11 protein-coding genes are annotated in these 13,465 nt (G+C 70.7%); 3 read left to right on the forward strand and 8 right to left on the reverse strand.

Annotated features, from left to right (window positions below):
- Nucleotides 1-20 precede the first annotated feature (20 nt).
- The 3 genes from E1285_RS37145 to E1285_RS37155 are packed head-to-tail and all read right to left on the reverse strand — an operon-like array spanning nt 21 to nt 2,886.
- Entirely contained in the window at nt 21-1,295 is a 1,275-nt protein-coding gene (locus tag E1285_RS37145) for a TRAP transporter large permease (protein WP_132159282.1), read from the reverse strand.
- The gene (locus E1285_RS37150; protein ID WP_132159283.1) at nt 1,292-1,879 is read right to left on the reverse strand and encodes a TRAP transporter small permease; all 588 of its coding nucleotides are present in this window, start codon (nt 1,877-1,879) and stop codon (nt 1,292-1,294) included. The genes E1285_RS37145 and E1285_RS37150 overlap by 4 nt, the downstream gene beginning before the upstream one ends.
- The gene (locus E1285_RS37155) at nt 1,876-2,886 is read right to left on the reverse strand and encodes an alcohol dehydrogenase catalytic domain-containing protein (protein ID WP_132159284.1); all 1,011 of its coding nucleotides are present in this window, start codon (nt 2,884-2,886) and stop codon (nt 1,876-1,878) included. The genes E1285_RS37150 and E1285_RS37155 overlap by 4 nt, the downstream gene beginning before the upstream one ends.
- A 165-nt stretch (nt 2,887-3,051) precedes the next feature.
- Here E1285_RS37155 and E1285_RS37160 point away from each other — a divergent pair, with 165 nt between their 5' ends.
- Nucleotides 3,052-4,068, forward strand: coding sequence for a LacI family DNA-binding transcriptional regulator (locus E1285_RS37160; protein ID WP_132159285.1), 1,017 nt, complete (start codon nt 3,052-3,054; stop codon nt 4,066-4,068).
- 78 nt (nt 4,069-4,146) lie between these two features.
- Here the strand turns inward: E1285_RS37160 and lhgO are convergent, their stop codons facing one another.
- A complete protein-coding gene (gene lhgO, locus E1285_RS37165) occupies nt 4,147-5,382 on the reverse strand; it encodes an L-2-hydroxyglutarate oxidase (RefSeq protein WP_132159286.1) in 1,236 nt (411 codons plus the stop codon).
- Between the two features lie 99 nt (nt 5,383-5,481).
- Nucleotides 5,482-6,198 carry a TetR/AcrR family transcriptional regulator gene (locus E1285_RS37170; protein ID WP_243723312.1) on the reverse strand — a complete coding sequence of 239 codons (717 nt, stop codon included), beginning with the start codon at nt 6,196-6,198 and terminating at the stop codon, nt 5,482-5,484.
- Nucleotides 6,199-6,368: 170 nt separating this feature from the next.
- Here E1285_RS37170 and E1285_RS37175 point away from each other — a divergent pair, with 170 nt between their 5' ends.
- A complete protein-coding gene (locus E1285_RS37175; RefSeq protein ID WP_132159287.1) occupies nt 6,369-7,628 on the forward strand; it encodes an oxygenase MpaB family protein in 1,260 nt (419 codons plus the stop codon).
- A 124-nt stretch (nt 7,629-7,752) separates the two neighbouring features.
- Here the strand turns inward: E1285_RS37175 and E1285_RS37180 are convergent, their stop codons facing one another.
- From E1285_RS37180 to E1285_RS37190, 3 genes are read right to left on the reverse strand one after another with little or no spacing between them, the layout of a single operon-like run.
- Nucleotides 7,753-8,805 carry a maleylacetate reductase gene (locus tag E1285_RS37180; protein WP_132159288.1) on the reverse strand — a complete coding sequence of 351 codons (1,053 nt, stop codon included), beginning with the start codon at nt 8,803-8,805 and terminating at the stop codon, nt 7,753-7,755.
- Complete coding sequence (locus E1285_RS37185; protein WP_132159289.1) at nt 8,802-9,695, reverse strand: dioxygenase; 894 nt, start codon at nt 9,693-9,695, stop codon at nt 8,802-8,804. The genes E1285_RS37180 and E1285_RS37185 overlap by 4 nt, the downstream gene beginning before the upstream one ends.
- Nucleotides 9,696-9,737: 42 nt before the next feature.
- The gene (locus E1285_RS37190) at nt 9,738-11,207 is read right to left on the reverse strand and encodes an NAD(P)/FAD-dependent oxidoreductase (RefSeq protein WP_132159290.1); all 1,470 of its coding nucleotides are present in this window, start codon (nt 11,205-11,207) and stop codon (nt 9,738-9,740) included.
- 385 nt (nt 11,208-11,592) lie between these two features.
- On the opposite strand from E1285_RS37190, the gene E1285_RS37195 reads away from it, so the two are divergent.
- Entirely contained in the window at nt 11,593-13,458 is a 1,866-nt protein-coding gene (locus E1285_RS37195) for an FAD-dependent oxidoreductase (protein WP_132159291.1), read from the forward strand.
- The last annotated feature ends 7 nt before the right edge of the window (nt 13,459-13,465 follow it).

Below are 13,465 nucleotides of genomic sequence, written 5' to 3' on the forward strand. Positions count from 1 at the left end.
GGTCGGTTGAGCCGGGGTCGCTATAGGCCGAGCAGCTGTGGCAGGAAGGTGACGATCGAGGGGACGAAGGTCACCAGCAGCAGGACGATCAGGAGCGGGAGCAGGAACGGGAGGGTGCCGCGGAACACCTCGTGGACCGGCATCCGCGCGACGGGGCTCATGACGTACAGGACCGCGCCGATCGGCGGTGTGAGCAGGCCGATCATCAGGTTCATGATGATGATCACACCGAAGTGCATGGGGTCGACGCCGAACTCGGCGGCGATCGGCAGCAGGATCGGGACCGTGATCACCAGGACCGAGATGCCCTCCAGGATGGCACCCAGAATGATCATGAGCAGGTTGACCAGCAGCAGGAAGACCAGCGCGTTGTCGGTGAAGCCGAGCATCGTCTCGGAGATCTTCTGGGGGATCCGCTCGCGGGCCAGGATCCAGGCGAGCAGCCCGGACGCGCCGATGATCAGGGTGATCGACGCGGTGGTCGCGGCGGTCTCTCTGGCGATGCCGAACAGGTCCCGCCAGGAGATGCGGCCGTACACGGCGCCGAGGATGATCACGTAGGCCGATCCGACCGCCGCGGCCTCGGTGGGGGTGAACCATCCGCCGAGGATGCCGCCGAGGATGATCACCGGAGTGCCCAGCGGGCCGACGACGCGCACGCCCGTCCGGCGCAGCTCCGCCCAGGAGAAGGGCTCGCCGCGCAGGCCGCTCTTCCGGCGCACCAGGAAGAAGACCATGACGGCCAGTCCCGCGGCCAGGAGGAACGCGGGGGCGACCGAAGCGGCGAACAGCGCCCCGGTCGAGATTCCGGCGATGCCCGCGTAGACCACCGCGGGGATGCTCGGCGGCATGACCGGCCCGATCATGCTGGAGGATGCGGTGATGCCGACCGCGAACCGCTTCGAGTAGCCGTTGCGGACCATCGCCGGGATCTCGACCTTGCCGAGGCCGGCGGCGTCGGCGAGCGCCGAGCCGCTCATCCAGGAGAACCCCAGGCTCACGCCGATGTTGACGTAGCCGAGGCTGCCCTTGACCCGCCCGACGGCGGCGAGCGCGAACTCGAACAGCCGGTCGGCGATGCCGGCGTGGTTGGCGACGACGCCGAGGAGGATGAACAGCGGGACGGCCAGCAGCGGGAAGCTGTTGACCGCCTCGGTGGCCTGCCGGATGCTCAGGCCCGCCGAGTAGCCCTCGAAGGAGACGTAGGTGAGGCAGGGACCGAGCAGCGCGAACGCCACGGGGACGCGCAACAGCAGGAGCGCGGCTATGGCCACGCCGAGCAGCACCATGGTCATTTCGGCTGCTGCTCCTCTCGGTTGTCGGGGCCGTGACGGCCGTCCCCATCCGTTCCGTCCGTCTCGTCGGTTTCGTCGGTCTCGTCGGTTTCGGGTTCCGGCCGGAAGACGGCGACGATCGAGCGGACGGTGGTGAGGGCCAGTCCGGCGAGCGGGATCACGTAGAAGAAGCGCATCGGGATGCCGAGCGCGGACGAGGTCTGCGAGTCGCCGGCCGTGACCAGGGCCCACGCCTCGTAGAGGAGGTTGAGGCAGACGATCGCGACCGTGATGTTGGCGGCGGCGGCGATGACCCGCAGCAGCCGCGGCCCGGCCACGATGTCGACCAGCTTCAGGGTGATGTGGCCGTCGCGTGCGGCGAGGTAGCCCGCCATGGCGAAGGTCAGCCAGACGAAGGCGAACCGCGCGAGCTCACCCGTCCACACCCAGCCGCCGCCGGGCAGGTAGCGCTGCGCCGCCTGCAGCAGCATCAGGACGCCGATCACCGCGAGCAGGACGCTGCCGGTGATCGCCTCCGCCAGGGAGAGCGCCCGCAGCACGCGGCCGGGACGGCGGCCCGGGGGTGACGTCGTGCCAGTGGTCATCGGTCGTCCTCTCCCCAGCCGGACAGGTCGATCCAGGACTTGCCGGGCGCCGTCCTGGCCTCGGCGAAGGCGCGCTCGGCCTCCCGCGGCGGCACGCCCGGCCGCAGCAGGCCGGCGAGCCGGCCGGCGACACCGGAAGCCGCGGCGACCGTCGCGGCGAAGTCGTCCGGGTGGTCGTAGATGAGGGTGCCGCGCACCTGGAGCTGCCGCCGCGTCAGCTCCATCGTCGACAACCCGACCGGTTCGTTGCTCATACCGATCACCATGACGGTTCCGCCGGTCGCGACCCTGTGGGCCGACGTCTCCCAGGCGGCGGGGACCCCGGCGGTGTCGAAGACGAACGGGAAGGAACGCCCGTCCGCGGCGTCCGGGCCCGGTGCGACGGGACGGGCCCCGATCCGCTCGGCGACGGCGACCCGGTCGTCGCGGGGGTCGGTGACGAACACGCGGGCTCCGGCTTCGAGGAGCGACAGGCAGGTGAGGAGGCCCTGCGATCCGGCGCCGACGACCAGGCAGTCGGTGCCGGGCGTCACGCCCGCGCGCCGGACCGCCGACCGGGCGACCGCGAACGGCTCGACGCACGCCAGGACCTCGGGGCCGACCGGGTCCGGCAGCGGCCAGGCGAACCGCGCGGGGACGGCGACCCGTTCGGCGAGCAGGCCCGGCACGGTGATGCCGGGACTCAGCCTGTTCTCGCAGCCGGACGTCATGCCGCGCACGCAAGGCGAGCAGGAGAAGCAGCAGTAGTTGGGTTCGACCGCCACGTCCTGACCGACATGCAGGCCGCGCACGGCCGAGCCCACGGCGACGATCCGGCCGCCGCCCTCATGGCCCGGCACCCAGGGCAGGGCGGGCGTGGGACGGGTGCCGTCGTGGACGCCGAGGTCCGATCCGCACAGCCCGACCGCGCTCATCGCGACGACGACGTCGTGGTCTCCGGGCTCCGGCTCCGCCCAGGAGTCGACGACCTCGGTACGACGGGGTCCGGTCAGGACGATGGCCCACATGTGATCCGTTCTTCGCTCAAGGGCGGCGTTCCGCTGTGACCGCCACCACATGTCTCGAATGTGCCGTTGACACTAAAATCACTGGTCGAGAGATGGCAAGCGGTTGCCAAAACTTTCCATCGTGGGAGACTGACCGGCGCGGCCACGGGGTGAGCGGAGGGGTGAATGACGGAAGGCAAATCGGGCAGCGGGCGGCCGACGATCTACCACGTGGCGAAGGAGGCCGGGGTGTCGCCGTCCACGGTGTCGCGTGCGATGTCCAACCCCGGGCGCGTCAACGCCGCCACCGCCGCCCGGGTGGCGGAGGTCGCGGCCCGGCTCGGCTACCGCACGAACACCCTGGCGCGGGCGCTGCCCTCCGGCCGGACCGACACCCTCGCGCTGTTCGTCTCCGACATCACCAACCCCCACTTCTTCGGGGTCATCCGCGGCGCCGAGCACCAGGCCCGCGCCGCGGGCTGCACGCTCATCGTCGGCGACACCGAGGAGTCACCCGAGGTGGAGGCGCGCAACATCGAACGGCTCGGGCCGTCGGTGGACGGGTTCGTCATCGCGGCGAGCCGCATGTCCGACGAGGAGATCACAGGCCTGTCGGCGGGCCACCGACTCATCCTGATCAGCCGGGAGGTCGCCGACGTGCCCAGCGTCATCGTCGACCACGCCGAGGGGACCCGCCAGATCGTCGAGCACCTCGCCTCGCTGGGGCACCGCTCGATCGTCTTCCTCGGCGGGCCGCCCCGCTCCTGGCTGGGCGCGCGCCGCTGGGACTCCCTGGCCGCGGCCGCCGGACAGCACGGCATCTCCGCCAGGCGGATCGGCCCCTTCCCCCCGACCATGGCCGGTGGCGCGGCCGCGGCCGACGCCGCGCTCGGGACCGGCGCCACCGCCGCCGTCGCGCACAACGACCTGCTCGCCATCGGCGTCCTGCGCCGCTGCGCCGAACGGGGCGTGTCCGTGCCCGGCGATCTCAGCGTCGTCGGCTACGACGACATCTTCGGCGCCGACTTCTGCTCCCCGCCGCTGACCACCCTCGCGGGGCAGTTCGAGGAGTCCGGCCGCACCGCCGTCGACATGCTCCTCGCCATGCGCGACCGCCACGGCGTCCGCCCGCCCCGGGACCGGGTGATCCTCCCGTCCCACCTGGCGATCCGCCGCTCCACCGGCCCCGCCCCCGAGCGCTAGGAGGCGCCCTGTCCCTGTCCCTGTCCCTGTCCCTGTTCCTGGTCCTGTTCGGCCGGCCGCGGCCGTCCCTTTCCTCGGTCAGACACTCTTCTTTCCTTCGATCACGTCGAGGATGTACTCGGCGATGGCCATGGACGAGGTCGCGGCGGGCGATGGGGCGTTGCGGACGGCGGTGACCCGGCCGAGCCGGTGGACGCGGAAGTCGTCCACCAGGCTCCCGTCGAGGTCGAGCGCCTGGGCCCGTACCCCGGCGCCGGCGCGGACGACGTCTGCCGCCCCGACCTCCGGCACGTACCGCCGCGCCGCCTTCATGTAGGCGCGCTTGGAGAGGGAGCCGTGCATCTCCCGGACGCCGGTGCGCCAGTGCCGCCGCGCCATCCGCCAGGTGCCGCGCCAGCCGGCGATGCCGCGCAGGTCGCGCAGCGACACGTCCGCGCGGCCGTACCCCTCGCGGGCGAGGGCGAGGACGGCGTTGGGCCCGACCTCCACGTCGCCCGACACCCGCCTGGTGAAGTGCACGCCGAGGAAGGGGTAGCGCGGGTCGGGGACCGGGTAGACGAGGCCGCGCACCATGTGCGCCTTCTCCGGGACGATGGTCATGTACTCGCCCCGGAACGGGATGATCCGCGGCCCGGGGTCGTCGCCCGCGAGGCCGGAGACGACGTCGGCGTGGATGCCCGCGCAGATGATCAGGTTGTCGACCCGCACGGTCTCGTCGCCGGAGACGACCTCCAGCCCCTCGCCGGAGCCGTTGTTCCCGCCGGCGTTCCCGCCGGCCCCACTGATCCCGGTGACGGGGAAGGAGAACCGGATCTCACCGCCCGCGCCGGCGATGTCGTCGGCGAACGACTGGGCGATCCGCGTGAAGTCGGTGATGGCGGTGTGCGGGGAGTGCAGCGCCGCCAGGCCCGTCGCGTGGGGCTCGATCTCGCGGATGCCCGCCGCGTCCAGGCGCCTCATCCCGGGGACGGCGTTCACGCCCGCGCGGGCCTCCAGGTCGTCCAGGCGGGCGACGTCCTCCGCGTCGACGGCGACGACGAGCTTGCCGCATTCGTCGTAGGGAAGCCGCCGTTCGGCGCAGTACTCGCGCAGCATGGCCTTGCCTCGCGTGCACAGTTCCGCCTTGAGGCTGCCGGGCTTGTAGTAGATGCCGGCGTGGACGACACCGGAGTTGTGCCCCGTCTGGTGGACGGCGACGCGGTTCTCCTTCTCCAGGACGACGACCCGTGTCCCCGGTCGCCGCTCGGCGATCTCCCGGCCCAGTGCGAGCCCGATGATGCCCGCCCCGACGATGCCGGTGACCTCGTCAGCCATACACGTTCCGTTCTTCGGTCCCTGCCCTGCGATGACAACCGGGCATCCATACCCCGAAGCTGATCGCGTACGTCTTGGCCCGGCTGTGGAAGCGCGGGGTCAGCCGCCCACCTGACCGGCAGGAGGAGCGATCGGGTCGATCCGGGGAGTCCCCGGTTCCAGCATGGGCACGAGGAACCGCCGGGCGACCGCGGCGAGCTGCTCGTCGTCGTCGAGGTCGATGAGGTGGCTGGGGATCGCGAGGAAGGAGGCGGAGATCCGGACCATCATCTCGGCGACGAAGTCGGTGTCCAGGTCGTCCGACACGTTGCCCGCACGCTGCTCCTCGCGGAGCTGGCCCGCGACGAACCGCCCCACGGTGGCGAGGGTGCGTCCCCCGTCCCCGATCATCGAGGGCACGACCATGTCCGGTTCCGTCTCCATCAGGCCGCCGATCAGCGGGTTGCGCCGGATGGCGCGCAACGAGCTGACGAAGCCCAGCACCACCCGTTCGGCGGCGGTCTCGGCCTGTTTGATCTCGACGAGGAACCTGTCGAAGTACCGGCGGAACTCCCGGCGCACCACATGCTCGATCACGGCGTCCTTCGTGGCGAACCGCCGGTAGACCGTGATCCGTGAGATCCCGGCCCGCCGGGCCACGTCCTCCATGGTGGACCGCTGGATTCCCATCCGGGAGAACTGCTCGTAGGCCGCGTCGAGTATCCGAGCACGGGTGTCGTCCATTTCGTCGACCTGCTCGACCGCGTCGACGTACGCGCGTTCGAGCAGCGAGTCCGGTCCCGAGTTGGCCATGAGCACGGACAGCACAGGTTCCACGATCCCTCCCGGATGGCCGATTCTGCCTCACTTCCCGGCCGACGTCACACTAGGTCTTGCCAGGGCCGAGACAGTGTGCTGACATTGTGTCCAGCACCGATGATACACGGAAGCGAACCACGTTTCAGCGTATCAGCTGGTGCTCTTCCACCCCGAGGAGGAGCAAGGCAATGGAAAACCCCAACAGGCGCAAGGTGTTGATGACGGGTGGTGCTCTGGGCGCACTCGGCGCGCTGAGCGCGGCGACGCCCGCACAGGCGTCCGCACTGTGGACGTGGTCTCCCAAGGGCTCGGTGGCGGGCGCCGGCGCGGGCGCCGACCCGAAAGGTGTGTGGGACCCGGAGGTCGACCAGCTGGTCGCCTCACTGCTCGACGGGGGCGCCGTCCCCGGCGTCAACGAGAAGCTGAAGACCTGGAGGACGAACGGCCAGGCGCTGCCGAGCGGGCTGCCGGCCGAACTGCGCAACTGGATGGAGCAGGCCAGGCAGCTGCCGTCCTGGACCGACCGGGCCAAGCTCGACCTCGCGGTCGACTTCAACGAGAGGCGGGGACTCTACCTCGGGGTGACCTACGGGTTCGCCAGCGGGATGATGAGCACGGTCATCCCCCGCGAGGCGCGCGCCGTGTACTACTCCAAGGGCGGCGCGGACATGCGCGACCGCATCACCAAGACCGCCAAACTCGGGTACGACATCGGGACGGCGGACGCCTTCAAGCCCGACGGCGAAATGATCGTCACCTGCGTCAAGACCCGGCTCGCCCACGCGGGCGTGCGCCACCTGCTGCCGCAGTCCCCGCACTGGCAGAAGGTCGCCGACGAGGAGAAGCCGATCAGCCAGGCCGACATCATGGTCACCTGGCACAGCCTGCCCACGACGGTCATGCAGAACCTCGTCAAGTGGAAGATCCCGATCCCCGCCGACGACTCCGCGGCCTTCCTGCACTCCTGGCAGGTCACCGCGAGCCTGCTCGGCGTCCTGGACGAGTACATCCCCAACTCGTGGGACGAGGCCAACGCTCAGGCCCTGCAGGTCCTGGACCCGATCCTGGCGCCGACGCCCGAGGGCATCAAGCTCGCCGACATGCTGCTCAACCTCGCCACGATCGTCCCGGGCGGCCCCCTCAAGTACGTCACCAAGCCCATCCTCGGCGCGCTCACCCGGTACGTGCTCGGCGACGAGATCGCCGGATGGCTGAAGATCCGCCGGTACCCGTTCTGGGACACGGTCTTCGAGGTCGCCTGGGAGCCCTTCATCAGGGTCCGCGAGGGCATCCTCGAACTCGAGGACGCGCCAGGGCTCGTGCAGCAGTTCTACTGGCTCTTCGACGAGATCATCCGCGTGGCGGCCCTGCTCGTCCTGTCCGGCGGGGACTTCCCGATCAGCATCGAGATCCCGACCGGCAACAACCCGGACTACCCGGACGACTGAGGAGAGACTCCCCCACAGACCCGCCTCCCCAGCAAGCACGACGGGCTCGGAATCCATCGGATTCCGAGCCCGCGTCCACGCCTCGGGTCCGTTCGAAACTACTCCGAAGACTGACCGCGGCGGGTTACCACGCGTCCTCCAGAAGAGCGGTCACGGCGTCCGCGGTCGGCTGCCGGGGGTTCGGGTACGGCGCGTCCGCCACGCGGGCCGCGAGGCCGGGCAGGGCCTCCCGGGGCACACCCAGTTCGGACAGGCGTCTCGGCCCGTCGTGGCCGCGGGCCAGCTCGGCCACCGGTTCGACCGGGTCGTCCCGGCCGGTGACCCGTGTCAGGCGGGACGCGGCGGCGGGCGCGGCCGGGAGGTTGAACGCCATCACATGCGGCAGCAGCAGCGTGTGCAGCTCGGCGTGCGGAAGGTCGAACGCGCCGCCCAGGACGTGCGCGAGCTGGTGATGCAGGTCCATCCGGGTCTGCGCCAGGCAGATCGCCGCCAGCCACGCCGCCGATTGCAGGCGTGCGCGGGCCTCCCGGCCGGACGGATCGTCCAGGACCTCCGGCAGCGCGCCCAGGATGCCGTCCACCGCCTCGGTCGCCAGCGCGTCGGTGACCATGGTCGCGCCGGGCGCCCACAGCGCCTCGACGGCGTGGGCGAGCGCGTTCATGGCGCTGGTCCTGGTCAGGCCGGGCGGCATCGTGAGCGTGAGGCCGAGGTCGTAGACGATCGTGCCGGGGGCCAGGGCGGGGTCGCGGCGTGTGGTCTTCACCCCGTTCTCGGTCTCGCCCAGGTTCGGGGTCATCTCCGAGCCGGCGTAGGTCGTCGGCACGGCGACCTGCGGCATTCCGGTCCGCGCCGACACCGCTTTGCCCAGGCCGATCGCGGACCCGCCGCCGATCGCGACGACGCAGTCCGCACCGCTCTCCTCGACCACCGCCATGGCCTGCGCGGTCACGGCGACCGGTGTGTGGGGCGCGGGCCGCCCGAACCGCGCGGCCAGCCGGGCACCGAGCGCTTCGGCGATCCGGTCGCCGGGCGCGGCGGCCGACGGGGCCGCCACCAGCAGCACCCGGCCCGCGCCGAGCCGGGCCACCTCGCCGGCGACGAGACCGGCGGCACCGGAGCCGATCAGGACGCGGGCCGCAAGCGTCTCGTGGATCACCACGCCGTCGGCATCGGTCATCCCGCGACACCTCGCCGAACGGTGATCGGGAAGTCGACCCGGCGGAACGGGCTGGGAAGGCCCGCTCCGGCGGCCCGATCCGGGTCGTCCACGGTGGCGAACTCCCGGACGAGGCTCGACTTCACCCCGAAGACGGCATCGGAACCCAGGTACGGGGTGCCCGCGACGAACAGGTGCGTGGTGAGCGTGCGCAGACCGGGCGCCGAGACCTCCACGTGGATGTGCGCCGGACGATAGGGATGCCGCGACGTCGCACGGAGCAACCGGCCGACCGGGCCGTCGTCCGGGATCGGGTAGTAGCGCGGGACGATCGTCCGGAACCGGAACCCGCCGCCATCGTCGGTGGTGAACAGCCCCCGCAGATTCCGTTCCGGCAGCTCATCCGGCTTCTGGACGTCGTAGAACCCGTCCGCGTTCGCCTGCCAGACATCGACGGAGGCGCCGGCGACGGGCATGCCGTTCTCGTCGGCGACCCGTCCGGTGACCAGGCACGGCTCCCCGTCGCCGGCCTCGTCGATGCTGTCGCCGAGGGCCCGCGGCGGCGAGGCGACGACGTGGAACGGCCCCTCGACGGTCGACTCGGTGAGTTCGCCGTCCGCCGGGTTGCTGAGGGCGTCGACCAGCATCGACACCCCGAGCACGTCGGACAGCAGGACGAACTCCTGCCGCGTGCTCGTGCACGCCTGCCCGGCCTCGGTCAGGAAGCCGATCGCCGCCTCCCACTCCTCCGGGGTGAGCGCGACGTCCTTGACGAACGCGTGGAGGTGCTCGATCAGCGACGTCAGCACCGTCCTGAGGCGCGGGTCCCCGGTCTGCGCGAAACTCGCGGCGACGGTCTCCGCCGAGTGCTCCGCGCTGAACAAGCTCGCGCCTGGGCTGTGGTCGGTCATACCACCAGTGTGAGGCAGCGTGGACCTCAGTGTTCGACGACCTCAGTGTTCGACGTGGTAGTCGGACGGGTCGAGGCGCCGGGTGCGGCGCCGGTAGCCGGTCATGTAGCCGGGCCAGTTGTTGGTGTTGCGGCGGTCGGCGTCGAGGTACCAGCTGTCGCATCCGCCCTGGTTCCACACGGACGTGCTGAGCTGCCGCTGCGCCTCGGCGTCGAACTGGTCGAGGACGTCCTCGCGCACCTCCAGGGAGGTGGCTCCTTCGGAGAGGAGGCGGGCCGCCTGCACGATGTAGCCGATCTGGCTTTCGAGCATGTGGACGATGGAGCCGGAGCCCACGTTGGTGTTGGGCCCGTACATGAGGAAGAAGTTGGGGAAGCCGGTGACGGCCAGGCCGAGATAGGCGCGTGCGCCGTCCTTCCAGGCCGCGTTCAGTTCCTGGCCGTGCAGGCCGATGAGCCGCATGGGCGCGACGAAGTCCTGGGAGCGGAAGCCGGTGGCCCAGATGATCGTGTCGGCGGGGTGGTGCTCGCCGTCGTCGGTGCGGAGGCCCTGCGGCGTCACCTCGGTGATCGGACGGTCGACGGCGCGCACGTTGGCCCGGTTGAACGTGGAGTAGTAGTCGCTTGAGGTGAGGATGCGCTTGCAGCCGGGCTCGTAGCGGGGCCGCAGCCGCTCGCGCAGTCCCCGGTCGCGCACCGACAGGAGCGCGAACCCGCACATGGCGCGGATGTGCGCCGACAGCAGGCGCCGGGCGCGCGGCGTGACCAGGGCGGGGTTGAGCAGGAGCTCGAACCACAGGAAGATGCCCAGCCTGGAGACCTTCTGCAAGGACGGGAAGCGGCGGTTCAGGGACTTGCGCCAGCGCGGATAGGCGCGGTCGGGCTTGCGGCTCATCCAGTGGGCTTCGAGCTGGAAGACGGTCAGCTCCGCGGCGTCCGGGGCGATGAGCGGGACGAACTGGACGGCGCTGGCGCCGTTGCCGACGACGGCGACGCGTTCGCCGCGCAGGTCGTGGTCGTGGTCCCAGCGCGCGGAGTGCCAGACCGCGCCCGAGAAGGTGTCGAGCCCGGGGATGGCGGGGACGGCGGGGTTGCTGAGCTGCCCGCAGGCCGCGACCAGGAGGTCGTGGTCGTGCCAGTCGCCGTCCCGGGTGTGGACCCGCCACCGTCCGGCGGCGGGCTGGAACTCGGCCTGCGCGACCTCGGTGCCGAACCGGATGTGCGGGAAGATCCCGTACTTGATGGCGCAGTGCCGCAGGTAACCGAGGATCTCGGGCTGCTCGGCGAACCGGCGCGACCAGTCGGGCTTGGGTTCGAAGGAGTACGAGTACAGGTGGGACGGGGCGTCGCAGGCGGCGCCCGGGTAGGTGTTGTCGCGCCAGACGCCGCCGAGCCCGGCGGCCTTCTCGTAGATGGTGATGTCGGTGAAGCCGGCCCTGCGCAGGCCGATGGCCAGACCGATGCCGCTGAACCCGCTTCCGACGATGGCGATCGACGGCGTCCTGCGCTCCATGCACGGCTCCCTGCTCTGTCGGGTCGGCTCTGCCCGCGCTGCCGCAGGGCGGCGGCGGCCGCCCCGCCGTCCGCGCATCCTTAGCCGACGGCCTTGTCGGTTAGGGTGAAGGCAACGCGGGAGCGAGTCAAGACGGTGGCGGAAGTGAATCCGAAAGACGGCGTCGCGCAGTGGTGGCTCGCCACCCCGGAATGCCCCGGTCATCGCTGGCCGAAGGGGCGATGCGACTGCTGTGGACGGGCTTGGGCCGCTCGGAACAAGGCACGGGAGATCCGCGAAGTTCAGCCGCCGCGGGACTTGACGTCCCCCGGCGGCTTCCTCATAGTTGGGGCCACTCATAACCGACATCAGTGTCGGTTAACCCCCACCCCGTGAGGAGTGCGCCGTGGAGGACAGGCCCCCATCGCAGCCCGAGCCATCGCAGCACGAGCCGAAGGACAACGAGAACGCGAGCGGAGTCGGCCGCCGCCAGTTCGTCACCGGAGCGATCGCGACGGCCGGGGCCGTCGCCGCGGCCGGAGCGATCGGCGGCGGCACCGCGTCGGCGGCCACCCCCGCCGCCAAGCAGGCCCCCCGCACCCGCAGGGCCGCCGCCGGACGCCGCGTCGCGATCTTCGGCGGCGGCATGGGCGGGCTCACCACCGCCCAGGAACTCGCCGAACGCGGATTCCAGGTCACCATCTACGAACGCAAGGCCTGGGGCGGCAAGAACCGCAGCATCCCGGTGCCCGACACCGGGACCGGGGGACGCAAGCCCCTGCCCGGCGAGCACGGGTTCCGGTTCTTCCCCGGCTTCTACCAGAACCTCCCCGACACCATGAGCCGCATCCCGGTGCCCGGCGGCGGCAACGCCGCCCAGAACCTCATGGACGGCAAGGAGGTCACCGCCTTCTACGGCGGCACCAAGATCGTCCTTCCCGCCGCCGGCAGCATCGAGGGCACGCTCAGCCCCGAGTCGCTGCTGAACTGGCTCATGACCGGCATCAACGTCGTCGGCAAGGTCCAGCTGTGGGAGCTCGGCTACTTCCTCCAGAAGATGATCGCCTTCGTCACCAGCGGCCAGAAGCGCAGGTACGGGCAGTGGGAGAACCTGAGCTTCGCCCAGTTCGTGAACTCCGACAAGATGTCCAAGGAATACAACGAGCTGCTGGTCGACATGTTCACCGGTACCCTCGTCGCCGCCAAACCCGACAAGGCCGGCGCCCACACCATGGGCAAGATGGCCGAATCCTGGGTCTACAGCACCCTGGGCCTGGGCGGCTACGAGGCCCCCGACCGGCTCCTCAACGCCCCCACCAACGAGTCGCTCATCGACCCCTGGATGACGCACCTGCGCTCGCTGGGCGTCACCTTCCAGATCGACGCGGAACTGGAGCGGTTCACCGTCCAGGACAGGAAGATCGCCAGCGCCCGGGTCAAGGGGGCGAGCGGAAGCGTCGACGTCGAGGCCGACCACTACGTGCTGGCGGTACCGGTCGAAAAGGCCGTCCCGCTGCTCGACGACGACATCCTGGCCGTCGACCCCAGCCTGAAGTCGCTGCGCGAGCTGACGACCGACTGGATGAACGGCATCATGTTCTACCTGCGGCGGCCGATCGACCTCGGCCGCGGGCACGTCGCCTACGCCGCCCAGCCGTGGGCGCTGACCTCGATCAGCCAGGCACAGTTCTGGAAGGACATCGATTTCAACGAGACCTACGGCAACGGCCAGGTCAACGAGTGCTTCTCGATGTGCCTGTCCGCCTGGGACGTCCCCGGCATCCTCTACAACAAGCCGGCCCGTGAGTGCACCCACGAGCAGATCTTCAACGAGGTCAAGGCACAGGTCCGCGCGGCCCTCGGACCGCTGGGCGGGCTCCAGTTCAACGACGCCAACATCCACTCCTACTTCATCGACCCGGCCATCACCGGCAACGGCACCCCCGACGTCGCCAACGCCGAGCCGCTGCTGATCAACAAGCCCGGCTCGTGGAACCACCGGCCCGAGGCCCACACCGCCCTGCCCAACCTGTTCCTGGCCTCCGACTACGTCAAGGCCGACATCAACCTGGCGACCATGGAGGGCGCCAACGAGGCCGGCCGCAAGGCCGCCAACGCGATCCTGGAAGCGTCCGGGGTCAACGAGTCCCCCGCCAAGCTCTTCAAGCTGTACCTCCCCGAGGAGTTCAACGGCTTCTTCGAAGAGGACGACCGCCGGTACGACCGCGGCGAGGCCAACATCTTCGACCTGTGGGACCCCGTCAAGCCCTGACCCGGCA

The sequence above is a fragment of the Actinomadura sp. 7K507 genome (assembly GCF_004348425.1).
In the GTDB taxonomy this organism is placed as follows: Bacteria; Actinomycetota; Actinomycetes; order Streptosporangiales; family Streptosporangiaceae; genus Spirillospora.